The sequence below is a fragment of the Streptomyces profundus genome (assembly GCF_020740535.1).
GTDB lineage: Bacteria > Actinomycetota > Actinomycetes > Streptomycetales > Streptomycetaceae > Streptomyces > Streptomyces profundus.
Genome location: NZ_CP082362.1, coordinates 3,173,858 through 3,196,898 on the forward strand (window position 1 = coordinate 3,173,858; position 23,041 = coordinate 3,196,898).

A 23,041-nucleotide genomic window follows, 5' to 3' on the forward strand; every position below is an offset into this window, starting at 1 on the left:
ACGATACGCCGGGCCGCCGCACGGTCCCTGTTCACCCGGCCGTGCCCGATGACCTGCGCCAACAGGTCCAGGGCCGCCGCCGAGGAGAACGACTCCAAGGCGATCCGCCGCGCCGAGGTGATCCCGCCGAGCTGGGTCCTGGCCGTCACGATCGCCGTGCTGCGCCCCGCCCCCGGCAGCAGCGGGCGGACGCTGCTCTCGGTGACCGCGTCGTCCAGGATCAGCAGCACCCGGCGGTCCGCGAGCCAGCCGCGCCAGAGCGCCGCCTCCAGATCCGGGTCGCCGAGCCGCGCCGACCTGCCGGTGGTCAGGCGCGCGTAGGCGAGGAGTTCGGCGGTGACCGCCGACGGGGGACGGGGGGCACCGTCCTCGTCCCTGAGCCGGACCAGCACCCGGCCGTCCGGGTACTCGCCGGCGAGCTGGTGGGCGGCGTGCACGGCGAGCGCCGTCTTACCGACGCCGGCGGGGCCGACCACCACGCTGGTGGCTCCGACGGCCGCGTTCTCCAACAGCCGGGCGGTCTCCGCGGCCCGTCCGGTGAAGTCGGGGATGTCCACGGGCAGCACCACGGGCGAACGCGGCGGCCCACCGCGCACGGAGCTCACGGCGCTCACAGCGCTCACCGGGGATCCCGGACCCACGGCGGGCTCGGTGAGGATGGAACGGTAGAGCGACTCAAGCGCGGCGTTCGGCGAGAGCCCCAACTCGTGGGCCAGCCGCTGCCGCAGATCGTCGAAGGTCGCCAACGCCTCGGATCGACGTCCCGCCAGATGCAGCGCGGACATCTGCGCCGCCCGCAGCCGCTCCCGCAGCGGATGGCGCTCCACCAGCTCCGCCGTCACATCGACGACCTCGTTGACCTGCCCGGACTTGAGCGCCACCTCGGCCCAGTCCTCGGACAACGTGAGGTGCCGGAACGCCAGTCGGTCCGAGACCTGCCGGATCGCCTCCGAACACGTCAGCTCGGGCAGCGCCGGGCCCTGCCATAACCCCCGTGCCTGGCCGAGCAGTTCGGCGGCCCGCCGGAAGTCGCCGTCCTCCGCCGCCCGGCGGCCGGCCTGGGAGAGGGCCCGCAGCCGGGAGGCGTCCAGCTCGGCCTCGGAGATCCGTAACAGATAGCCCCCGGGAGCCTGGACCAGCCGGTCGCCCGCGGGGGCGAGGGCCCGCCGTAACGCGGACACGTACACCTGGAGGTTCTTCCGAGCCGTCCGGGGCGGATCGTCGTTCCAGACGGCCTCGGCCAACGCGTCGACCGAGACGGCGGCGCCCTGGCGGAGCAGCAGCGTCGCCAGGACCAGACGTTGCTTGAGCGGCCCGAGCACCAACGGCCTGCCGTCGTACTCAGCGGTCAAAGGACCCAGAACCGAGAATTTGAGGGCTCCCGGCGTAAGTCCGGAACATAAAGTTCTAGACATGCGTCACTCTCTGCGGCAACTCGGTGTCCAACGGCGGGAAAGGGCGGTACTACCGCCGAGTAGTCACCGTGACACGAGACGCCCCCGCCAGCATCGGGGAATTCCCCCCAGATAGTTCCCTCCGCCCGAACCAGCGCCCGCGACGCCCACCGCGCCGGTCACCGCTGAGGAGATCGACCAGGCCGTATCGGACGGCATGGCGGACAACGTGGTCCTGGCCGAGTCGTATGACACCGAGACCATCCTGACCCTCGACCGCCGGGGTTTCCGAGCCCTCACCCCTCTCACCGGCGGCCACGCCTTCCGCCTCCTGCCCGACGACCTGTGGCGCGCCCGGGTCAGAGGCGTTTGACGGCGCGGAGAACCGGGGTGCCGGACTGTTCGAGGGTGGTGAGGAGCTGCTGGTTGTCGGTGACGCGGATCTCCGTCCAGGTGCCGTCGGTGGCCAGCACATCGATGCCCGGCATCCCGAAGAGCCCCTTGGGCGGCAGCTCCTCGACCACATAGACGCTGGAGAACGGCACGCCCCACGCCGGACCCTGCGTGGTGAGCAGCCGCAACCAGCGGTCCCCGTAGGTGATCTGACCCGGCGTCTCCCCGGCGAACCCCGGCAACGCCTGCGTATACCCCCCGGACGCGGGCACCGCCGCCGCCAACCGACGCCTGCTGCGGGCGGCCTTGAGGCCCTGGGGCAGCACGATCGGCAGCCCGACCAGCAGCACCCAGCACCCCACCCCGGCCAACACCGGCACGAAGAACGGGACATCGGCGTCGTCGCTGGTGGCCACGCTGACCCCGATCGCGATCCCCAGGGCCAGGAACACCCCGAGCGTCAGCCCGATCATCAGGCCCGCGCCGCCCCATCTGCGGTAGGACACCGGATGCTGCGCGACCCGCTCGATACCGCACTCGCCGATGTGCCCCAGCGTGAGCGCCCGCCGCTGATCCGGTGGGAACTCGTGCCTCGGTGTATGGGGAAGTGGGGCTCGGGTCACGGTTCCGCCTCTCTGGTCGGTAACACGGGGGAGCGCCCGGTGCTCAGCCGGCGGGCGCCACCGGGGCAGCGGTCTCCTGACCGGCCTCCTCCTCGCCGGTGATCAGCTTGGACCTGCCGGCGATCAACGCCACCAACATGGCGAGTTGCGTGTCCTGCTCGGGGTCCAGACAACTACCGATGGCAATGATGCCGAACTCGGCGCCCGGCGCATAGGAGAGCGCGGTGGCCATGCCGGTTCTGCGCGGCTCGCCGTTGACGTCCGGCACGGTGTCGCCGCCGGGCAGCGTGATCGGCGGGCGGCCGATCAGCCCCAGGCCGAGCCCCATCTCGGTCTGGTACTTCTCGACATGGGTGAGGTGGTCGAGATCCGAGCTGCCGACCATCCGTTGGAGCAACGTGGTGGTATCCAGCTCCGCACTGGCGGACGGCAGCTTCATGGCCGCCACCAGGATCTGCCAGAACGCGCCCTTCTCCTTGCCCCGGGCCGGCACGCTGATGATGCCGTGCGCCAGGAACCCGTCCGTCCACAGGCCGTCGCGCCAGAGCATCAGGCCGTCGACGATCTCCTGGTGGCCCTCCAGCGGCATGTTGGGGTAGATCTGCGGTATCAGTCGCTCGTACCGCCGCCGGGCCGCGTCCCGATCGTCGCCGTCCGCGAGGAAGTTGAGCCAGTCGGTCGGCAGATACAGCGCGGCCGGCGGCCCGCCGCCGAAGATGTGCTCCGCCGGCGGCTGCGCCGCCCCGTCCGCCCCGCCGGGCTGGCTGGGGACCCTCGGGTCCACGGGCTGCTCCGACTTGCCCATGTGGGCCGGTCCTCCGCCGGTCGTCTCCATCACGCTGTCCTCAGTTCGTGCTTGTCGGTCCTTGCTCGCCAGCGGTGCGTCCCACCACTGCCGTCAGGCTGGGCTCAGTCGCTGGTCCGCACCGGCGCGTCGCTCGTCGACCAACCATTCACGAACGTGCCCTTGAGGTCGAAGATGGTGCTCGCGTTGCCGAAGCCGTCCATGAACCGGCCCGCGCCCGCGTTGAGGTTGGTGAGAACCGTGAGCCCCCCCACGCCAGCCAGGCCGCTGGTGGCACTGCCGTTGCGCATGGCGAAGCCGAACACGTCGTCGACCGCGCTCACGGTGGCGCCCCCGAGCTTCATGCCCTGCAACGCGGTCATGCCGACGAACGAACCGACGCCGAACGACAGGGCCGCGGCCGACAGCAGGAAGTTCGGGTCGGCGAGCGCCGAGGTGAAGCTTCCGGTCTCGCCCACCGCGGCGCCGTAGTTGGCCAGCACCGAGATGGCCCCCAGGGCCAGCGAGACCACGCCGAGCACCTGAAGGCCGGGGATCAGCGCCAGCAGGCCGGTGATCGAGCTGAGCAGACCGGCGATGGCACCGATCTTCGACAGGATCGGCGCCCACTCGGCGAGCAGGTCGATCAACGCGGCGCCGAGGTCGTCGAGCAGATCGACGAAGCCGTCCATCAGATCGCCGATCGCGTCCCCGAGCGAGGACCAGAACCCCGGCTCGTTGGGCGCCAGATCCATCGCGTTCCGCAGCCGTCCGGCGATGTTCTGGCCGGCCGCGTCGTAGTCCAGCTGGAGCCGCTGCGCCCGCTCCCTGAACTGCTGGAGCGCCGCTTCGGCGACCCGGACCGAGCTCTCCCGCCGCTCCCGCTCCTCCTCGGTGCGGTCCGCCGCCTCCTGTTCCTCGTCCGTCTCCGGCTCGGGGTCGAAGATCCCCGGGCGCGGCGGCATCCCGTCGAGGCCGGCCTGGGCGGATTCGAGCTCGGCCAGCGCCGCGGCCGCGTCCCGCTCCAGGTTGTCGGCCTGCCGCTGGAAGTCGCCCATGTCGACCAGCCAGTCGACCATCGCCCGGTGCGCGCCGCTGAACGACTGGTGCGCCTCCTCCACCTTCGGGCGGAAGTCGTCGCGCAGCATCCGCCGGAACTCCCGGGCGGTGCGTCCGCGCCACTCGCCGTCCTCCGACCCGGAGAGCACCGAACTCACCTCGCCGAGCACCTCGGCGGTGTCGCCGAACTCCCCAGAGACGGTGTCCATCGCGGTCTGGTCGCCGGGGCACGGTACGAATCCGAGCGCCGGGAAGTCGGATATGTGAGGTTCCCTCGGGAAGGTCATCTGCGTTGTCCCCCGTTACCGCTGTCGCTGCCGTTGCCGTTGTCGATGTCGCTGCCGATGTCGCTGCCGTTGGCGCCGATACGCCGTCCCCACGGGTGGCGCCGCTCCTAGCCGGAGTTCGCCTCGTTGAGCGCCTGCGCCAGGCTGAGGTCCAGGTCGTCGAATTCCTGCTCGATCCGGGTCAGGGTGTCCGCCGCCCCCCGGGCGAACTCACCGATCTGACCGATGCCGTAGCTCCACTCGTCACCGAAGTCGCCGAGCCGGTCGGAGAGCGCCCGCACCCCGGCCGAGGCGGTGCCGACGGATTCGATCGCCTCCGCCGGGTCATCTAGGATGTCGGTGATGTGGGTCAGGTTGTTTCGCACCCGGGAGAGCACTTCACCGTCTATGTAGAGATCGCTGTCCCCGCTCACGTTTCCCCCATCGGGTCATCGCCCGTCGCTCACATGATCCTGTTGAGTCCCGTTGACCCTGGCTGTCAACAGGCCACATTCTAGTCAGCCTTGTGTTCCCGGCCGGGCCCCGGTTCTGTCACCGTTCGGCACCATCGCCGACCATCACCCACCCGCGCCCGCCATCGCCCGCCCGCGCCGCCACTCCGCCGGCGCGGCGCGGCCCAGCGGCGGGCGTGAAGATCATTCATGTCTTCCGCACGCTTGCCTCCCGCCTCGGTCGCCCAGCGAACCAGCACGACGAGGCGGAACAATGAGCAGCACTCCCGACACCATCGGCCGACTGGCCGGGCTGGCCGAGCCGATCGCCGCGGCACGCGCCGGCAAGCCGCTGGTGATCCAGCGGGCCCAGGAAGCGGGCGCGGCGCTCTTCGACGGGCCCGCGCCGGTGCGCGCCCCGGTGCGCCGGGGCCTGGCCGCGCTGGCCGCGCGCTGGCACGGCGTCCAGGAGCTCGTCGACGAGCACGCGGCGGCGGGCGGGGACCCGGCGCTCTGGGGGGACGAGCTCCCCGAAGAGCCCGCGCTGCGCGCGGCGGCTGCCCATGTCGATCTGCTCAGCGTCTCCCCCGCGTTGGCCGGCCGCGAGGATCTGGCGCGGCTGGTCGACGCCGGCTGGTCGACCGACGCCGTCGTGACCATCTCCCAGACGGCCGCCTTCACCGCCTTCCAGGCCCGCGCCATCCAGGGCCTGCGGCTGCTCCAGGGCCGGGCGCCGGCGGCCGGCCAGCCGCCGGCGCGGCCCACGCCGGGGCGTGGCCGGCGCAAGAGCGCGGCGCTCACCGCGTCCAACGGGCGTCCGCGCCCGGTGGAGTACACCCGCGAGTCGCTCTCCTGGACGGCATGGGTCCCGCCGGTGCCGACCGACGAGCTCACCGCCGAGCAGGAGGCGGCGTTCCAGGGCAAGACCAACGGCGAGTACTTCCGGCTGCTGGCCCGGCTGCCCGGGGTGCTGGCCGCCCGCACCGCGCTGGACGCCGCGATCTTCGCCACCCGCGAGGGCCTGCCGCGCGCCGAACGCGAACTCGCCGCCGCCGCGACCAGCAAGGTGACGGACTGCGTCTACTGCGCCTCGGTGCACGCCAGGAAGTCCGCCCAGATGTCCAAGCGCCCGGCGGACGTGGACCGCCTCCTCTCGGTCGCCCTGGAGCGGGACGCCGACTGGCTGCCGTCGAGCACGGCGCCGCTGGCCGAGGGCCAGGACGCCCGCTGGGCGGCGATCGTCGCGTTCGCCGGGGCGCTGGCGACCACCCCGGTCTCCGCCACCACCGCGCAGGTGGACCGGCTGCGCGCCGAGGGGCTCACCGACGCCGAGTTGACCGATCTGGTGGCGGCCACCGCGTTCTTCGCCTGGCCGAACCGGCTGATGCTCAGCCTCGGCGCCCCCTACTGGCCGGCCCAGGACCAGGCCCCGTCCCCGACCTCCGCCTGAACGACCCGAGACCTCCGTCTGAACGACCCGAAACGGAACAAGCACCATGAGAAAGCGCCCCGCTCGCGCCGCCACCCTCGCCGCCGCCATCGCCCTCGTGCTCTCCGCCGCGGCCTGCGGCAACGTCACCGAGGAGTCCCCGACCTCGGAGGAGAGCGACGGGAACGAAGGATCGCTCACCGTCGTCGACGATGTCGGCCGCACCGTCGAGCTCGACGGGCCGGCCGAGCGCGCGGTCATCCTGAACAGCTACGGCAACGAGTTCGCCCAGGCCATCGGCGCCGGCGACCGGGTCGTCGGCTTCGACCGGGTCTCCGCCTCCCGGCTGCCCTATCTGGAGATAGCCGGCGACGAGATCGTCAGCGAGGACCTCCAGGAGATCAACTACGAGTCGGTCGTCCAACTCGACCCCGATGTCTTCATCCTGCCCCGCAACGGCGCCTGGCAGGAGGCCAGCGAGCAGCTGGAGACCTTCGGCATCCCGGTGGTGGTCGCCACCGCCTGGGACTTCGATGTGTTCCACGAGACGGTGGAACTGCTGGGCGAGGTCTTCGACGAGGAGGCGGGGGCACGGCAGGTGTCCGGCTTCTACGACGAGATCTTCGGGTTGATCACCGACCGGGTGGCCGGCACCGAACCGGTCCGCGTCTACTGGGAGACGGAACAGCCCTATCTCACCGGCCTGCCGGGATCGGGCTTCGACCAGATCATCGTGGCCGCCGGCGGCGAGAACGTCTTCGGCGATCTGGACACCGGCGGCGACGAGCAGTCCGAGACGACGGTGGACCCGGTCGCGATCCTGGAGCGCGACCCCGAGGTCGTGGTCCACGAGTTCGGCCCCTCCGCCGAGCCCACCGGCCAGGGCCGGTTCGACACCCTCGCCGACGAGCTGACCTCCCGGGCCGGCTGGGAGAACCTCTCGGCGGTCGCCGACGACCGGGTCTTCGTCACCAACGGCTGGGCCACCAGCGGCCTGTCCAAGGCCATCGGGGCGCTCTACCTGGCCAGTTGGCTGCACCCCGAGGAGTTCGCCGACATCGACCCGGGCGACTATCTCGCGCGCTGGGCCGAGGAGTTCCAGGGCGCCGACCTCCCCGACGACGACGCGTACGTCCAGAGGGTGGGCTGACCCGCGATGAAGCTGTCCCCCGGCGGCCAGGCGACCGCCACCCTCCCCCCGTCGTCCCCCGCGTCCCCGGGGCCGGCCGAGAGCCAGGGCGGTCCCGGCCGGCGCTCGCGCGCCGCCTGGGCGGGCCGGCCCGCGGTGCTGTGGGCCGGCACGGTGGTGTCCGTCCTGGTCAGCGCCTGGTGCGTCACGGCGGGCACCACGAACGCCGGGCTGCTCGACGTGTGGCGCGCGATCCGACTCGCCGTCTTCGGCGGCGTGTTGACGGAGGACTTCGCCCAGACGTACTCCGTGATCATCAACCTGCGGCTGCCGCGTGTGCTGCTGGCCTTCGCGGCCGGCGCCGCCCTCTCGCTGGCCGGCGTGGTCATGCAGGGGCTGCTCCGCAACCCGCTGGTCAGCCCGTTCACCCTCGGGGTCTCGCCGGCCGCCGCCTTCGGTGCCGCGCTGGCGATCCTGCTCACCGGCGGTTCGGCGGGCTCGGGTTCCTGGCTGGTGATCGGCAGCGCGCTCGGCACCGCGCTGGCGGTCTCGGCGCTGGTCCTGGGGCTGGCGTCGGCGAAGGCGATGTCGGCCGCGACGCTGCTTCTGCTGGGCATCGCGCTCACCCAGCTCTTCGAGGCGATGACGGCGGCGCTCCAGTTCGTCGCCGACGAGAACACCCTCCAGGCGATCGTCCGTTGGACGTTCGGCTCGGTGAACAACGCCGACTGGAACGATGTCGTGGTGGTGGGCTCGTTCACGGTGGTGGTGCTGCCGCTGCTGCTCTGGTTCAGCCGCGATCTCAACGCCATCGCGTTCGCCGGTGACGACGCCGCCAAGAGCCTGGGCGTCCATGTCACGGCGGTGCGGGTGGGGCTGATCGTGGTCTCCGTGGTGCTGGCGGCGCTGGTGGTGTCGTTCTGCGGGGTGATCGGCTTCGTCGGCCTGGTGGGCCCGCATATCGCGCGGCTGGCCATCGGCGCCGACCACCGCTATCTGCTGCCGTTCTCGTTTCTGACCGGTGGACTGCTGCTGGTGATCGCGGACACCGTGGGACGCACCGTGCTGGCGCCCTCGGTGGTCCCGGTCGGGATCGTCGTCGCCTTCATCGGCGCTCCGGTCTTCATCAACCTCATCCTGACCAGGAAGGCGGCCCAGTGAGCCTCGATGTCGCGTCGGTCCGGTTCGCCTACCGGCGCAACCCGGTCCTTGAGGGCGTCGACCTGCGGGTCGCCGAGGGCGGCTTCTGCGCGCTGCTCGGCCCCAACGGGTCGGGGAAGTCAACCCTCGTCAAGATCATCGCCCGGGTGCTGCGACCGGCCGGCGGCGGCGTCTCGTTCGCCGGCCGGGACCTGCTGGCGGCGCCGCGCCGGGAGCACGCGCGGGTGGTCGCCTACGTTCCGCAGTCGGGCGCCACCCCGTTCGAGCAGACCGTGCGGGAGGCCGTCCTCCTCGGCCGCACCCCGCATATCGGGCTGCGGCCCACCCGGCGGGACTGGGAGACGGTGGACGCGGCGATCGAACGGCTCGGCCTGACGGAGCTGGCGGACCGCCCGCTCTCCCAACTCTCCGGCGGCCAGGCCCAACGGGTGCTGATCGCCCGCGCCCTGGCCCAGGAGCCGCGCGTGCTGCTGCTGGACGAGCCGACGTCGGCGCTCGACCTGCGGTACCAGATCGAGACGCTCCAGATCGTCCGCTCGGTGACCCGCGAGGAGGGCGTGACCGCGCTGATCGCCATCCACGACCTCAACCACGCCGCGCACTTCTGCGATCAGGCCGTGCTGTTGGACGGCGGCCGGGTCGTCGCCGACGGGCCGCCGGCCGAGGCGTTCGACGCGGCCGTGCTCAGCCGGGTGTACGGCCTCGACGTCCGGGTCTCGCAGGGGGAGACGGGCGTCGAGGTGCGGCCGGCGGCGCTGGAGAGTCCCGCTGTCACCGGTGCCGTCCGGGAGCGGGCGTGACCGAGACGTTCGATGTGATCGTCGTCGGCGGCGGGCCGCGCGCGGTCGCCGTCGTGGAGCGGCTGACCGCCAGGCACCGGACCACCGCGCGGCCGGTGCGGGTGGCCGTGGTGGACCAGGTGGAGGTGGGCGCCGGCGCCACCTGGCGCACCGACCAGTCCCCGCTGCTGCTCAACAACACCTACAGCGCGCACACCACCATCTACACCGACGAGTCCACGCGGATGACGGGCCCCGTGGTGCCGGGCCCCGACCTGATCACCTGGGCCCGCGAGAGCGTCCCGCCGCCCGACCGCCCCGCCTGGGTCGCCGACGAGGCGGCCCGGCTGCGGCCCTGGTCCTATCCGACCCGCCGCATCCAGGGCGTCTACTACCGCGAGCAGTTGGCGCGCGCGGAGGAGACCGGACGGGTGGCCGTCACCCGGGTGCTCGGCACCGCCGTCGGCCTCGACCGGGACCCGGCCGGCGACCGCACCGTGCGGCTGGCCGAGGGGCGGACGCTGACCGGCCGCTTCGTGGTCCTGGCCCAGGGCATGGTCCAGGCCAAACGCTCCGCCCGGGTGCGGTCGTTGGTGACGGAGGCGCGACGTTCGGGGCTGCTCTACATCGAGCCGGGGATGCCAGCCGAACGCGACTGGGACGCGGTCCCCGCCGGCGAGACCGCGCTGGTGACCGGCCTCGGCGCGAACTTCTTCGACGTGGTCGCGCTGCTCACCGAGGGCAGGGGCGGCCGGTTCGAACCCGCCGGGGATCCGGCGCGCCCGGCCCGGCTGCGCTATCTGCCCAGCGGACGCGAGCCCCGGCTGGTCGCCGGCTCACGACGCGGACTGCCCTACCGCGCCAAGGCCGGCTACGCCTCCGGGTTCCCGCCCCGCTACGAGCCCCGGCTGGCCACCCGCGCCTGGTTCGCCGAGGTCGCGACCGTGCCGGCGCAGGACTTCCGCCGCGCCGTCTGGCCGCAGCTCGCCAGGGAGTTCGCCTGGGCCCATCTCGCCACCCTCCTCACCCACCACCCGACGGCGGTGGTGCCGGGCGCGGGCGAACGGGAGACGTTGGACCGGCTCCGCGCCGCCGAAAGCGACGCCGAGGTCGACCGGGTCGTCGCGACCACGGTGACCTCCCCCCGTTGGCTGCTCTCCGTCGGCCGCCTCGACCGGCCGCCGGCGCCGGGCCCGGTGGACGAGTCCACCTGGCGGGCCTGGGTCCGTGACCAGGTGAACGACGAACTGGACGCGATCCACGCCCCGCTCACCAGCCCCCGCAACGCCGTCAACCGCGCGATGGCGGCGGTGCGCGGCCCGGTGCGCGCGCTGGTCACCCGGGGTGCCCTGGACGGCGGCAGCGTGGTGGCCGACGTCGACGGCTGGTTCACCCCGCTGGGCCTCGCCCTGGCCTCCGGTCCACCGCCGGACCGCACCGCCCGGGTGCTGGCCCTGATCGACGCCGGCGTCCTCGAACTCCTCGGCGAGTCCACCTCGGTGACCTGCGAGGACGGCGCGTTCGTCGGCAGGTCGGCCGTGCGGCGGGACGCCCCGGTGCGGGCCCGCGTCTTTGTGGAGACCCGGATGTCGAAGGGCGTGGTGACCGACACGGACGATCCACTCCTCGACGGGCTCCTCCGCGCCGGCCGCGCCCGCCTCCACCACTGGCCGAGCGACCACGGCCCACCCGTGTCCAGCGGCACCCTGGACGTGACCCCGGACGGCTTCCACCTGCTGGACGCGGCGGGCGTCCCCGACGAACGGGTGATCGTCCTGGGCATCCCCGCCGAAGCCCACCAACCCGGCTCCGCCATCGGCGCCACCCCCGGCACCCCTTCCCCCCTCCTCTCCGGCGCCGACCTGGCAGCGGCCCAGATCCTGACCAACTCCCCCGTCCCCTGAGGGACTTCCCACACGACGGCCCGCTTCCCACGGAAGCGGGCCGGACGTCTGTGGGAGGTCTCCACGGCCTGAGCCGCCCGCCGTGACCTACGCGGTCAGCGGGCATCCCCTCCGGGGGAACGCGGAGATCACGTGCTCGCGAGGGCCGGGGCCCCCGACCGCGCCCCGTAGCGTTCTTCCATATCCGTGATGTGCCCGGCTCGGCGGCCCATGAGACAGACTTGGTGCGTGTGCGCCGCACTTCGTGCACCAGCTTGAATCCTCCAGCCAACGGAACGGGCCAGGATCACCTTCTCAACGGCGGGGACGTCATCGACCGTGGCCGAACGCATGGCGAACACGTGCTTCCACCACTCAATGCGCCTTCCCGCCCCCGCCGATGGTCAGGACGCCCCGGCGGCGGGAGCAGGCGGCTCAGTTCAACGGACCGTGTCACCCTTGGCGGCAGGTGATCATTCGCCGGCCTTCCCGCTCGCGCTGGGCGTCGTGCGGAGGTAGGTGCGTTGCCACTCGGTGGAGGTCATGGTCTGGGCCGCGTCGGCCAGGGCGATGGCGGAGGGGGACTTGAGCTTGGCCCGCGTGCTGTCCACCCACTCACGGGCGTTGCTGTACCCCTGCTCCAGATATTCGATGCCCTGGAGCATGCACTCCAACTTGTCCGCGTCGTGGGCGACTTCGACCTCCAGCGAGTCCCCGGTCTCGTACTCGTCCACGATCGCCTGAATACCACTGGCCACGACCGGATGCGCGTCGGCCACCTGATCGGCGGTGACCTCCTGGTTGGAAGCCGTCGTCAGATAACGCCGACCGATCCAGGGGATGTCGCCAACCCGGGTCTCCTGACTGTCGTGGAACGTGCACATCAGGGCGACCTTCGCCGGATCGGCGCCCTCCAACATCGCCAGCACCGAACCAATGACCGCCGTGCGAAAACTGTGCTCCGCGATCGACTCCGGCTCCTTCACCCCCACGATCCACCAGCCACTGCGCTTACTCCGCTTCAGCGCCCCCATCTCCAACAGATAGCCCGCACATCCCCGGGCATACCGTTCCTCCATACTCGAACACCCTCCTCTTCGATCACGACCTCGACAGTCGTAAAGCCCTAACAGACCTGCTCCCGTTCTGGTTGCCCTCCGGGCAGTACCTCGCGCCATGGGCCCACCCCGAACTGATCAGGGCGCCAGTACCAAGTTGACGACGCGTTCCGTGTCGTCAAGGCCGGGAAGCGCGAAGTCCGCGCCCGCCTCCGCGAGTTCAACCCGGGTGCTCCGACCGGTGGCCACGGCGACGGCAGGACGCCGACCTCGACAGCCGCCCTGACGTCCGCGGGCGTGTCCCCCAGACGCAACACCTCGCCTACCGTCGGGCTGCCCGCCCGCTTCAGCGCGATGCGCACCAGCTCGGGCCGCGTCTCGGCGTCCTCCCTTCGGCCATCCCGGCCACAGCGGCCAGCCGCTCCATACGCCACGCGACCACCCGGGCGAACGCACGCCCGAGCAACTCCCAGCCCACACCCCGCATCTCCACCCAATGGTGGTCGATATCCCGGAGCACCGCCGTTCCATACCCCCTCCCCCAGGGGTCACCCGGTCTGCTCGATGACAGCCTCCGGCCCCCGACGTAGCGTTGAGATCCGACCTTTGGCGGGGGTGGCGCAATGCATGAAGAGTCAAACATCGGTGATCGGATCGCGCGGCTCCGCGTCAGGCGTGGGCTGACGCAGGAGCAGTTGGCCGATCGGGCACGGCTTTCGATCGATGTGGTGCGGAAACTCGAACAGGGACGGCGGCAAACCGCACGGCTCGCAACCCTCAACGCGCTCGCTCACGCGTTGGACGTGGAAACCTCCGTGCTGGTGGGGCAGCCCAACACCTTCGAGGTGAAGGAGAGCGAGGATCCGCCGTCGGTACTCGCGCTCAGACTGGCCATCTCCCCCGTCAACGAACTCCTGGGCGAGGCCCACGATCCGGACCCGGAGGATCCCCCCACCCTGGAGCGGCTGCGGGAGTCGTTGCGGTCCACCGAGCGGATCCGGCGCGAGGGGCGCGTGGCGGACATCGGAGCCGTGCTCCCCAGCCTGATTCGCGATGCGCAAGCCGCCGTGCAGGTGACCGAGGGAGTGAGCAGGGCGGCGGCCTGGGCGGTGCTCGCCGAGGCTTACCAGGTGGGGGCCACCACGCTGGCGGCACTTGGAAAGGAGGACGCGGCGTTTACCGCTCTCGAACGTTCGATGCACGCCGCCAGGCAGTCGGATGACCCACATCTGGAAACCGTGGGATTCTCGACGCTTTCCTGGATTCTGACGAAACAGGGGCGGCTCGCGGATGCGGAGCATGTCGCCCTGGCGCAGGCCACAAAGATCGAACCCGGCTTTCGGTCTCGCCCGCTCGACCTCTCCCTCTGGGGAATTCTCCTGCTGCGAGCCGCCACCGCGGCCGTGCGCCAGGACAAAGAGGCCGAGGTGGACGAGCTGTTGAGCTTGGCCGGCGCGGCGGCCACCCGGGTGGGGCAGGACAAGGTCGTCTATGCGACCCCCTTCGGAATCACCAACTTCGGCGTCGCTCGCGTCAACTTCATGGTCGAAATGGAGAAAAGTCGGGAGGCCCTTCGAGCGGCACACGAGGTGCGCGACGTGGGAACCCTGCCACCCACCTGGGCCGCGCGCTTTCATGTCGACAGGGCGATCGCACACGCCGACCTCAAGGACGACGGCGGAGCGGTGCAAGCGCTGCTGAACGCGGAACGGGAGGCGCCGGAATGGATGCGTTACCACGCCACGGCGCGGCGGGTGGCAGCCGAACTGCGGATCCGTGAACGCCGCCGGACTTCGCCCATCAGCGCACTCGCCGACCGCTTGGGCCTCGACGTCTAGGGCGCCTCGTCCTACCTTCAGTACCTGGAAACGGCCGACAGCGGGGTACCCATCGAACCGGCCTGTGTCAGGGCCGAGTTGGACCGGTGGGCGGACGGTGCGTACCGGCTCCGCGTCGACTGACCAAGCGGACGGCACCGGTCAAGATGCAGTCTTCAGATGGTGAAGCAGCAGCAGCCCGGCGACCGCGTTGGCCGAACGCACCTCGCCCCTGGCAATCAGCTCCGGAACATCCCGCAAAGGAACCCAGGCGCGTTTCTCGGATTCGAAGTCGTCCTGCGGGTGCCCAACGTGTTTCGCCCCATCGGCCCAGTAGACATGGTGCACCGCGTCGCTCAACCCGTTGGACGGCTCCACCGTCAACAGATGCCGCAACGGTCCACTCGGACGCCAGCCGGTCTCTTCCTCCATCTCCCTGGCAGCGGCAGCCTCGACGCTCTCGCCGTCCTCGACCACGCCGGCAGCGATCTCCCACCCCCAGGTGCCCGTGATGAATCGATGCCGCCACAACAACAGCACCTCGTCGGCGTCGTTCACCGCCGTCGCCAACGCCACCGGCCGCTGCCGAATGACGTAGTGGTCCAGATGCCGCCCACTCGGCAACTCCACATCGGCAAGGTTCACCCGCAGCCAGGGATTGCTATAGACGGGCTTCTCACTCAGGTTCTTCCACAACACAACGTGCCTCTCCATCAGATAGAACAGGACCCACCCCAGCGGCCTTCGGCTAGCCGAAGGGAACCAGGAGGGTCTCATCGATCAACTCGACCACACCGCGCGCGGCCCTGGCCTCGTGTTGGGACAGCGTATTGCGCACTGACACCAATCGCTCCCGTAGGCGTCGAGATTCCATGCCTCTGGCCGCATCCACCATTTCGAGGGCGGTCCTCGCCGCGCCCTCAACCTCACCAGCAGCCGACTGGGTACGAGCGAAGGTAGCCAATCGATGGACCCGGCCCCGAAAATGAGCCTGCGTGCGCACAGCCTCCAGCGCGTATTCCTGGGCAGGCACCGTGTCCCCGAGGCTCATGAGCGCTTCGGCGAAGTGCGCCTCAATGAGTCCAGGCTGAACGTAACCTGTCTCAGCGGGTTCTTCTGAAGGCCGGATCCTGCCGACCGTCATCTCCGATCGCCGCATACAGCGATGCGCCGCTGATTGATCTCCCATCCTGGCAAATGCTTTGGCTTGCATGGCATAAAGGTCCGTAGCCAAGGCCGGAGAGATCCGCGCCCCCGCTGCCCGTAGACCCGCCTCCGCGAAAGCAACTGCCAACCGATAATCTCGCAAATACACGGCCTGATTCACCATGAGCACCATGACATAGGCCCCAAACTGGCGATCACCGGACGCCTTAGCAAGCCGCAATGCCTGGTGGAAGTATCTCTGCGCGTACCCCTGAGCGTCGGAGTCATAGGAACAGATGCCGGCCACCGCGACCAGTCCACCCACAGCGCGATGAAGCTCTCGCCCCATACGGTCAGAGTAAGTGCCACGAAGCAGTGGCATGACTTGACTAAAGAGAAACTGAGCAATTCGACTTCTGGTGGCAACACCACCCACTTTTCGGTACATTTGCTCGTAGTGAGTGCGAGCAGTGCGCAGCAGGGCAACATCACAGGAATCGACGCTCAGCGAACCCTTCCGCCCTACATCGAGGTCTTCGGGCGGGTTCTCCCACTCCCATACGGGAGCAATAGCATCCGTCCCCTTCTTGACCGCGAAGGATTCCACTCGCCGCTGCTCATCTGCACGCCACAGCGCAGCTGCCCGATCGACAAAGGCGTTCAAAGACGGCTGGGATTTCGAACTGACATGCTGACCTGTCATTCCGATGTCATCCAGCGAGATGGTGCGCTGGAGCACACTCGAAAGAATTTCACAGATCACGTCCGGCACCTGGCCACGCGGGCGTTGCCCCTTGAGCCAACGGATCACCGAAGTGTTGTCATAGCGAAGTTCCAGTCCACGCAGACTGCCCAGTCGATTGACGCGTGCCGCCAGACCGAGGTGCGAGATACCCGCTTCGTCCAACAGGGCATCGAGCAGCGTGTTCGGCTCCAAGGAGAACCCCCTAACGGTCGAGGAGCCCCATCCTAGTGAACAGCCGATCACACACTGTGTGAATCCGAAGAGGCACCTGGGAGCTGACACATACTGCCGCCGCAGGGTAGGAGTCGCCAGGGTGGTCGCATCGATCCACTGCACCCCTCGGAGCCATCTGATGCTCAACCAAGTCGCGCGCCGTCCTCAGGCGGTGTGCACCATGCGGAAGGTCAGCCCTCGTTTGGGCCACATGCGTGCTGCGGGGGGCTCCTTGTGACCACGCCACAGGAGACCACCGCCACCTCCGAGATCGCTGATGCGCCCCCTCAGGAAAGCCCCGAAGACGTGGAGCACGACCAGCACGCGGAGTTGCTCGCTCGGCTTCGGGCGCGGAACGCGGCGAGCGAGGTCAACTAAGCATCAAAAGCGGGGGGTTGCCGTGACGTTGCGCGGTTGCGACTCGCCGGGCCTCACGCTCGTGCTGGACGACGGCGAAGCCACCTTGTTCGTCATGGCGTGCGTGGCCTGCGGGTTCTTCGGGCCGAAGGGGCAGGACGTGGAGGACGGGGCGGAGTGGGCCGTTCAACACCTGGCCCTGCATCCGGATCACCTCGCCTATCGCGAACACATCACGCGGGCCTACCGGTTCGAGGCTGGTGCGGCGTCGTGACCGGCAGTCCGATCATCAGGGGTGCGGACTGGGTGCTCACCGACGAGCACGGGCCCGGGGCGCCGGATGGCATCTACGGCGTGGAGTGCATGACGTGCACCGCCCGTTCGCCGCTGTTCGACGACGACGCGCATCCCGTCGCCGTTTGGGCGATCCAACACACGGCCCAGGAGCCGGGGCACGAGTTGTTTCTCGCGCGAGCCGAGAAGCACTGGCGGGTGGTCCGCCGTCGGCACGAGGACGAGAGCCCGGGGCCGGCGCCGCAGAAGCCGGTGGTCGCGTTCCTGGACCGGGCCTTCGGACCCGCCTTCGTCGGGCTGATGTGCCTGTGCACCGCCCTGACCGGCTATCTCATCGCCCTCAACTGACCACCAGGGAACACCACTTCGTGAACACCACCTTTATGGTGCTGGCCACCACCCGGGACGGCCACCTCCTCATGGTCCAAGGACCTGACGGCTGGACGCTGCCCAACGGCACGGTCCCGCCCGGCAGATGTCCCGTCCTCACCGCCCGGCAGACGTTGATGGACACCACCGGCTACGACCGAGGCGTCACCGACGCCTACGCGATCAGCGTCACCCACGCCGACCCGGTGTCCCTCACCTATGTGCTCGACGGCGGACACACCCCCACCGTCCCCGCCGGCGCGCACAAGCACCTCCCCGCCAACGCCGGCTGGCTCCCGCTACGCGAGCTGCATGAACCACCCCCGATCGTCCGATACGCCCTCACCGCCGCCGCGCAGCGGCGCCGCGTGCCCGTCCTCGTCAACGGCGAACGCCCCGACGCCTCCTACACCTGAACGACAACAGAAAGAACCGAACATGTCCCAGCAGGTCATCGTCCTCGTCATCACCCGCAACGGATACGTCCTCCTCCACCGCGACCAACTGCCGCAGGCAACCGTCCCCAACCACGGCAACCTCGCCCTCACAGGCAGGCTCACCCTCGCCCGCCAGACCGGACACCTCGCCGACATCACCCGCGCCTGGACCGTCCGCTCCATCGGCCCGGACAACGACGGCGAACTCTGGGTGCTCGACGGCGGCGTCCACGACACCGTCCCCGACGCCACCGAGGACACCCACCCCCACGCCCGCTGGGCCCCCATCACCACCCTCACCGAGAACCAGGCCATCCAGGAAGCCCTGGAAGCCGCCGACGCCGGGATCAGCGTCCAGTTGCCCGCTACCTGAGCCGGTCGGCCCGGCGGCGGGGTGGTGGCGGGGGTTGGGGGACGCCGCCGGCCCGGAGCCAGGCGGCGCGCAGCGCACCGTGCAGGCGGGCCAGTTCGCGTGGGGCGTGCGGTGGCGCCTGGTGGAAGACCTGGCCGTAGCGGCCCCGGTCGCCGGGGCCGAACTCGGGGGCCCGGTGGAGCCCCATCGCGCCATGGACGAACGACGGCACCCAGCGGGCCGTGTCGTCGCGCATGCGCAACGCGATCCGCCATCGGCCGCCCGGCTGGGTGCTACCGGTGCGCTGCGCGAGTTCCACCTCGACGACATCCGCCCAGCGCACCCGCCGGTTCCTGACCGAACCGACCAGCACCGCGCCCTCGTCGGTCAGCACCATCCGCCGCGACGCGATCCGCAGACAGGCCACGGTCAGCACCGTCCACAGCGCGTACTCGGTCGCGCTCACCGACGTCTCGGGCGCGAAGGGGCCCCGATCCCGGGTGGACGCCCAGGCGTTCAGGCCGCCACAGACGATCGCCGTCACCGCCGACAGCAGCCACCCGGCGAACCGCCAGCGATGCCGCAACACCCGTCGTCCAGCCATCTCCCCCGCCACCGTTGGCACCCCGGTCAGGCGTGGGGGTCGAGGTCGGCGTCGCGGGCGAGGAGGGCGGCCTGGACGCGGTTGTCGCATTCCAGCTTGGTCAGGATGCGGCTGACATAGGTCTTCACCGTGGCCTCGCTGACATGGATGCGCTGGCCGGCGTCGGCGTTGGAGAGGCCCTCGCCCAGGAGGGCGAGCACCTCCAACTCGCGGGCGCTCAGCGCCTGGAGGCGGCGGCGCGCCGCGTCCCTGCGGGCGCCGGCGGCGCCGCCGGGGCCGGTGGCCAGGGAGTCGACGACATGCCGCGTGACGCCGGGGGAGAGGAACGCGTCGCCGGCGGCGGCGGCGCGCACGGCGCGGATGAGTTCGCCGGGGGCCGCGTCCTTGAGGAGGAAACCGGCGCCGCCCTCGCCCAGCGCGCGCAGTACGTTGTCGCGCTCGCCGAAGGTGGTGAGGATCAGGGTGCGCACGGTCGGCGCGATCCGGCGCAGTTCGGCCAGCGCGGCGAGGCCGTCGAGCAGCGGCATCCGGATGTCGAGCAGGGCCACGTCCACAGCGTGTAGGCGGACGAGTTCGACCGCCTCGCGGCCGTTCCCGGCCTCGGCGACGACGTCGATGTCGTCGGCGGAGGTGAGGATCATCCTGATGCCCGCCCTGATGAGCGGCTCGTCGTCCGCGACGATGACCCTGATCACGGCGCTCTCCCCCGGCTCTGGCGGCGGTGCTCGGCGCGTCGGCCGGCGCGTCCCGGTGGGGACGGCGCGGTTCACGATACGCGAGGCGAAGGTGCCGTCATCCGTTGGTCGTTGCCGACGTAGCCGATCGGCTGCCGTGCCGCGCGGCGTCGGGCTCTACGGTGAGGGCGTGCAGCGAAGGACATGGGCCGAAGGCGCCTGGCAACGCCTGTTGGCGAAGGGGGTCGGCGCCTGGTCGGGGCGGCGGACGGCCGGCGAGGTCGTGCTGGCGGCGATCAACGCGCTGGTGGCGGGAGTCGGCCTCACCCGGTACGGGGTGGCGGCGATGGTGGTCGGGGCGGTGGTGGCGGCCGTGCTCTCCCTGCTGCGGCGGTTCGTCCCCGGCGGGGTGCTGGTGGTCGCCGGCGCGCTCACCGGGGCGTTCGGCGTCTTCTGGCTCATGCTGGTGCTGGCGGGCTGGTCGGCGGGGCGGCGGATCGTCGAACCCAGGCGGGTGGTCGGGGCGTTCGCCGCCTCCTGTGGTCTGCACAGCGCGCTGACGGCGGTCGGCGAGCCCCGGATGGCCCTGGAGCCTCGAGCGCTCCTCTTCGTCGTGCTGGCGTACCTGACCACCACCGTGCTGCCGGGTGTGGTCAACCGCTACCGGGGCCAACGCCGGACGCTGCTGCGCGCGTTGCACGAGCACAACGCCCAGCTGCTGCGGGAGCGTGAACTGATCGCGGCGCACGCCAGGTTGCGGGAGCGGCAGCGGATCGCGCAGGACATGCACGACAGCCTCGGCCATCAGCTGGCGCTGATCTCGCTGCGCACCGGCGCGCTGGAGGTCGATCCGTCCCTGACGGTCGGGCAGCGCGAGAAGGTGGTGGTGCTGCGGGAGGCGTCGGCCACGGCGCTGCGGGAACTGCGGGACGCCGTGGGGGTGTTGCACGAGGGGGAGCCGGACGGCGGTGCCTCGGAGGGCCGGGGCACCGGCGGGATCGAGGAGCTGGTGGCGGCGGCGCGGCAGGCGGGGGCTGAGGTGGCGCTGCGGCGGGCGGGCGAGGAGCGTCCGCTCGCCCCGGCCGGGGAGCAGGCCGCCTACCGGGTCGCCCAGGAGGCGTTGACCAACGCGCTCAAGCACGCTCCTGGGGCTCCCGTCACCGTGGAACTGCGGTACGAGCCGGACGCGTTGGTGGTCGAGATCGCCAACGGGCCGCTGGTCGAAGGGGCTTCGGGCGCGGATGTGGTGAGCGGCGGCCAGGGGTTGACCGGTATCGGGGAACGGGCGCGGCTGGTCGGCGGCATGGTGCACGCCGGGCCGACGGCCGATGGCGGCTTCCGGATCGCCGGGCTGCTCCCCTACGGGCCGCCGAACCGGCCCGCGCCGGACGCGGGCGCGCCTTTCGTCGAGGCGGTGGACGACTTTCGGCGACAGCGGCCCGCTGGGGCGGTGGGCGACGGTGGAGCGGTCATCGACTGGGCCGGATCGCCGCATCGGCAGGGGGAGTTCGACAGAGCCATGGGACAGGGACTGAGACGCGGAAGGCGGGCCTGCGCCATCGGATGCGGAGCCCTCCTGCTGGGAGTGGTGGGCATCGGGGTGCTGGCGTACTGGGGGATTCGGGAGGCCACCAAGACGATGATCGACCCGGAGGTCTACGAGGCCGCCCGGATCGGTGAGAACGAGGCGGCGCTGCGGGAGCGGCTGCCGGACAGTTCGTTCATGCTCACCGACCTGGAGGACGACGGCCCGCCGAAGCCGGCGGGCGCCGACTGTCTGGTGCTGCTGTCGAGCGACCAACCCGAGGACAGCGACGAGGCGTTCGTCTTCCGGTTCTGCTTCAAGGACGGCGAGCTGGTGGAGAAGCGGTCCTATGCGGTGGGGTGGTAGGGGTGGCCGCCGAGGTGCCCGATCAGGGGACGACCACCGGCCGCGAGAGCGGGTGGGACGATCCCTACCTGCCGTGGTGGGCCGGGTTGGGGCCGGTCGGGGCCGCCGTGCTGGTCGTCCTCGGGGCGGGCTTCGCGCTCTGGGCGCACTTCGAATTGCCCGGCCCGGGGGGTGACCGGGTGACGGGCTACTACCAGGGCGGCCAGGTCGTCGCCGTCGGCCTGGTCGTCGGGGGCGGCTGGCTGGTGGGGCGGCTGCGCGCGAAGGGCAGGCCGGACGGCGGGGCGTCGGCGTCGGCCGGGCGGTCAGGGGTCGCGGAGCAGGGCGCGGACGAGGCGGCCGAAGAGCAGCCGGCCGGCCCAGGCGGTGGGGGCGTCGAGCAGGCGTCGCGGCATCCCTCGGACGCGCGCCTCCTCCCGCCAGACGACAGCTGACCCGTCGGCCTCGGGCCGCACCTCGATCTCGGCCCAGCCGGCGACGACCCGGCCGCGTTTCTCCAACCGGCAGACGCCGGGCCGGTGTTCGGTGGGCGGCTGCCAGCGCACGACGTCCATCGGATCGTCGAAGGCGGCCCGTCCGATGCCGGTGCGGGCGACGACGGTGGTGCCGGTCCTGGTCTCTCCTGGCGGCCGGACGGCGATCCTGGTCAGCGGCGTGTGGGCGGCGTGCAGCCGCCAGTCCGTGAGACGCCGCCACGCCTCGTCGGCCGGCAGCGACGACCGGCGTTCGACGGTGAAGAGGGCCACGGGCCGATGGTAGGAGACGGAGGGGAGGAGACGACGGAGGGTTGGCGGGGAAGGCCACCGGATGGCGTGATTTCGCTACACTGCGTCAATCGATCACCACGGGGGCTCAATGGACGGGAGCACACCGTCGGAGGGTGTCAGGGTTCCCTTCTTCCAGGACCGTGTCCCCTTTCTCGCCTGCCTGGAGGACGGGGAGCGGGCGGAACTGCTCGCGCTGGGCCCCAAGGTCGCCTACAAGGCGCGCACCGAGGTCATCAGGGAGCACGACCCGTCTTCCCATGTGCAACTCATCGTCAGGGGCCGCCTGATGGTGACGGCCGGCTCCCCCAACGGCTATGTGGCGCTGCTGGCGCTGCGGCGTCCCGGGGACGTGGTCGGGGAGTCGGCGGCGTTGACGGGGCGCGTCAGGTCGGCGACGGTGACCACGTTGGAGGCGGCCGAGTGTGTGCTGGTCAGCCGGGAGGGCTTCCTCGACTTCCTCGCCCGGCGCCCCGGCGCGCACCGCAAGCTCAGCGCGCTGCTGGTCGACCGGGTCAGGGCCGGCGACCGCAGGGCGCTTGAGCTGGCCTCGCTGACCGTGCGGGAGCGGTTGGCGGTGCTCCTGCTCGATCTGGCTCGTTCGCACAGCGAACGCACCGAGGCCGGGCTGTTGTTGACGGTGCCGCTGAGCCAGCAGGAGCTGGCCGGGTCGGTCGGCGCTTCGCGGGAGGCGATCGTGCGGCTGCTGGCGGAGCTCCGCGCCAGCGGCGTGCTCGTGACCGCGCGGCGGAAGATGTGGTTACGCCGGCCCGAGGTGCTGCGCCGGATCGTGGGCGACGAGGGCAGGATCTGACCGACGGGCCGCGGCCCGCGCCTCGTTGTGCGTCATCGGTCACAGTTCGTCTGCGTCCCTTTCCCTAGAGGCGAACCCACTCCCGCCGCCACGCTGCTCTTCCCACAGCGAAACGGCGCCCGCTCCAGCGGGCCCGGCGAGAGGGAGGGGCCCG

At 71.1% G+C, this 23,041-nt stretch carries 24 protein-coding genes and 1 pseudogene; 14 read left to right on the forward strand and 11 right to left on the reverse strand.

The features are described 5' to 3' along the window. Window positions 1-53: 53 nt before the first annotated feature. A pseudogene (locus tag K4G22_RS13775) lies at window positions 54-1,415 on the reverse strand (AfsR/SARP family transcriptional regulator); the annotation flags it as partial. Window positions 1,416-1,611: 196 nt separating this feature from the next. On the opposite strand from K4G22_RS13775, the gene K4G22_RS13780 reads away from it, so the two are divergent. Beyond that, window positions 1,612-1,767 carry a PIN domain-containing protein gene (locus K4G22_RS13780; protein WP_228084295.1) on the forward strand — a complete coding sequence of 52 codons (156 nt, stop codon included), beginning with the start codon at window positions 1,612-1,614 and terminating at the stop codon, window positions 1,765-1,767. Here the strand turns inward: K4G22_RS13780 and K4G22_RS13785 are convergent. The 4 genes from K4G22_RS13785 to K4G22_RS13800 all read right to left on the reverse strand — a co-directional run bounded on the left by K4G22_RS13785 (window position 1,754) and on the right by K4G22_RS13800 (window position 4,953). Then, window positions 1,754-2,410 (reverse strand): hypothetical protein, encoded by a 657-nt coding sequence (locus K4G22_RS13785; protein WP_228080524.1) that lies wholly within the window; start codon window positions 2,408-2,410, stop codon window positions 1,754-1,756. The two genes, K4G22_RS13780 and K4G22_RS13785, sit on opposite strands and share 14 nt — an antisense overlap. Before the next feature lie 43 nt (window positions 2,411-2,453). Continuing rightward, on the reverse strand, window positions 2,454-3,245 hold the full coding sequence (locus K4G22_RS13790) for a hypothetical protein (protein WP_228080525.1): 792 nt from the start codon (window positions 3,243-3,245) through the stop codon (window positions 2,454-2,456). A 74-nt stretch (window positions 3,246-3,319) separates the two neighbouring features. Continuing rightward, a complete protein-coding gene (locus K4G22_RS13795) occupies window positions 3,320-4,462 on the reverse strand; it encodes a hypothetical protein (protein WP_228080526.1) in 1,143 nt (380 codons plus the stop codon). 185 nt (window positions 4,463-4,647) lie between these two features. Then, window positions 4,648-4,953 (reverse strand): hypothetical protein, encoded by a 306-nt coding sequence (locus K4G22_RS13800; RefSeq protein WP_228080527.1) that lies wholly within the window; start codon window positions 4,951-4,953, stop codon window positions 4,648-4,650. Between the two features lie 292 nt (window positions 4,954-5,245). On the opposite strand from K4G22_RS13800, the gene K4G22_RS13805 reads away from it, so the two are divergent. Genes K4G22_RS13805 through K4G22_RS13825 form a run of 5 tightly spaced genes read left to right on the forward strand, consistent with a single transcriptional unit; the run spans window position 5,246 to window position 11,373 of the window. Next, window positions 5,246-6,421 (forward strand): peroxidase-related enzyme, encoded by a 1,176-nt coding sequence (locus tag K4G22_RS13805; protein ID WP_228080528.1) that lies wholly within the window; start codon window positions 5,246-5,248, stop codon window positions 6,419-6,421. A 46-nt stretch (window positions 6,422-6,467) separates the two neighbouring features. Further along, on the forward strand, window positions 6,468-7,550 hold the full coding sequence (locus tag K4G22_RS13810) for an ABC transporter substrate-binding protein (protein ID WP_228080529.1): 1,083 nt from the start codon (window positions 6,468-6,470) through the stop codon (window positions 7,548-7,550). Between the two features lie 6 nt (window positions 7,551-7,556). Continuing rightward, entirely contained in the window at window positions 7,557-8,690 is a 1,134-nt protein-coding gene (locus K4G22_RS13815; protein WP_228080530.1) for a FecCD family ABC transporter permease, read from the forward strand. After that, window positions 8,687-9,490 carry an ABC transporter ATP-binding protein gene (locus K4G22_RS13820; RefSeq protein ID WP_228080531.1) on the forward strand — a complete coding sequence of 268 codons (804 nt, stop codon included), beginning with the start codon at window positions 8,687-8,689 and terminating at the stop codon, window positions 9,488-9,490. Before K4G22_RS13815 ends, K4G22_RS13820 begins: the two co-directional genes overlap by 4 nt. Then, window positions 9,487-11,373 (forward strand): FAD/NAD(P)-binding protein, encoded by a 1,887-nt coding sequence (locus K4G22_RS13825; protein WP_228080532.1) that lies wholly within the window; start codon window positions 9,487-9,489, stop codon window positions 11,371-11,373. The genes K4G22_RS13820 and K4G22_RS13825 overlap by 4 nt, the downstream gene beginning before the upstream one ends. Before the next feature lie 452 nt (window positions 11,374-11,825). Here the strand turns inward: K4G22_RS13825 and K4G22_RS13830 are convergent, their stop codons facing one another. Beyond that, window positions 11,826-12,431: an HD domain-containing protein gene (locus K4G22_RS13830; protein WP_228080533.1), complete on the reverse strand. Its 606-nt coding sequence runs from the start codon at window positions 12,429-12,431 to the stop codon at window positions 11,826-11,828. A gap of 602 nt (window positions 12,432-13,033) precedes the next feature. On the opposite strand from K4G22_RS13830, the gene K4G22_RS13835 reads away from it, so the two are divergent. After that, on the forward strand, window positions 13,034-14,248 hold the full coding sequence (locus tag K4G22_RS13835; protein WP_228080534.1) for a helix-turn-helix domain-containing protein: 1,215 nt from the start codon (window positions 13,034-13,036) through the stop codon (window positions 14,246-14,248). 141 nt (window positions 14,249-14,389) lie between these two features. On the opposite strand, the gene K4G22_RS13840 is transcribed toward K4G22_RS13835, so the two are convergent. Both K4G22_RS13840 and K4G22_RS13845 read right to left on the reverse strand, forming a co-directional pair. Next, window positions 14,390-14,926 (reverse strand): NUDIX hydrolase, encoded by a 537-nt coding sequence (locus K4G22_RS13840; protein ID WP_228080535.1) that lies wholly within the window; start codon window positions 14,924-14,926, stop codon window positions 14,390-14,392. Between the two features lie 49 nt (window positions 14,927-14,975). After that, window positions 14,976-16,310, reverse strand: a complete 1,335-nt coding sequence (locus tag K4G22_RS13845; protein WP_228080536.1) for an NsdA family TPR-like regulatory protein — start codon at window positions 16,308-16,310, stop codon at window positions 14,976-14,978. A gap of 255 nt (window positions 16,311-16,565) precedes the next feature. Here K4G22_RS13845 and K4G22_RS13850 point away from each other — a divergent pair, with 255 nt between their 5' ends. The 5 genes from K4G22_RS13850 to K4G22_RS13870 are packed head-to-tail and all read left to right on the forward strand — an operon-like array spanning window position 16,566 to window position 18,161. After that, a complete protein-coding gene (locus K4G22_RS13850; RefSeq protein WP_228080537.1) occupies window positions 16,566-16,709 on the forward strand; it encodes a hypothetical protein in 144 nt (47 codons plus the stop codon). Between the two features lie 22 nt (window positions 16,710-16,731). Further along, window positions 16,732-16,962 (forward strand): DUF7848 domain-containing protein, encoded by a 231-nt coding sequence (locus tag K4G22_RS13855; protein ID WP_228080538.1) that lies wholly within the window; start codon window positions 16,732-16,734, stop codon window positions 16,960-16,962. Next, window positions 16,959-17,330, forward strand: a complete 372-nt coding sequence (locus tag K4G22_RS13860) for a DUF7848 domain-containing protein (protein WP_228080539.1) — start codon at window positions 16,959-16,961, stop codon at window positions 17,328-17,330. The genes K4G22_RS13855 and K4G22_RS13860 overlap by 4 nt, the downstream gene beginning before the upstream one ends. A 20-nt stretch (window positions 17,331-17,350) precedes the next feature. Then, window positions 17,351-17,767 carry an NUDIX hydrolase gene (locus tag K4G22_RS13865; protein ID WP_228080540.1) on the forward strand — a complete coding sequence of 139 codons (417 nt, stop codon included), beginning with the start codon at window positions 17,351-17,353 and terminating at the stop codon, window positions 17,765-17,767. Window positions 17,768-17,789: 22 nt separating this feature from the next. Continuing rightward, entirely contained in the window at window positions 17,790-18,161 is a 372-nt protein-coding gene (locus tag K4G22_RS13870) for a hypothetical protein (RefSeq protein WP_228080541.1), read from the forward strand. Here K4G22_RS13870 and K4G22_RS13875 read toward each other — a convergent pair. Next, window positions 18,154-18,744, reverse strand: a complete 591-nt coding sequence (locus tag K4G22_RS13875) for a hypothetical protein (RefSeq protein ID WP_228080542.1) — start codon at window positions 18,742-18,744, stop codon at window positions 18,154-18,156. The genes K4G22_RS13870 and K4G22_RS13875 overlap by 8 nt on opposite strands. A 26-nt stretch (window positions 18,745-18,770) precedes the next feature. Next, entirely contained in the window at window positions 18,771-19,439 is a 669-nt protein-coding gene (locus K4G22_RS13880; RefSeq protein ID WP_228080543.1) for a response regulator transcription factor, read from the reverse strand. Window positions 19,440-19,608: 169 nt separating this feature from the next. Between K4G22_RS13880 and K4G22_RS13885 the strand changes: the two genes are divergently transcribed. Then, window positions 19,609-21,309, forward strand: coding sequence for a sensor histidine kinase (locus tag K4G22_RS13885; protein ID WP_228080544.1), 1,701 nt, complete (start codon window positions 19,609-19,611; stop codon window positions 21,307-21,309). A gap of 305 nt (window positions 21,310-21,614) precedes the next feature. Here the strand turns inward: K4G22_RS13885 and K4G22_RS13890 are convergent, their stop codons facing one another. Beyond that, entirely contained in the window at window positions 21,615-22,055 is a 441-nt protein-coding gene (locus tag K4G22_RS13890; RefSeq protein WP_228080545.1) for an SRPBCC family protein, read from the reverse strand. A gap of 109 nt (window positions 22,056-22,164) precedes the next feature. On the opposite strand from K4G22_RS13890, the gene K4G22_RS13895 reads away from it, so the two are divergent. Next, entirely contained in the window at window positions 22,165-22,887 is a 723-nt protein-coding gene (locus tag K4G22_RS13895) for a Crp/Fnr family transcriptional regulator (protein WP_228080546.1), read from the forward strand. The last annotated feature ends 154 nt before the right edge of the window (window positions 22,888-23,041 follow it).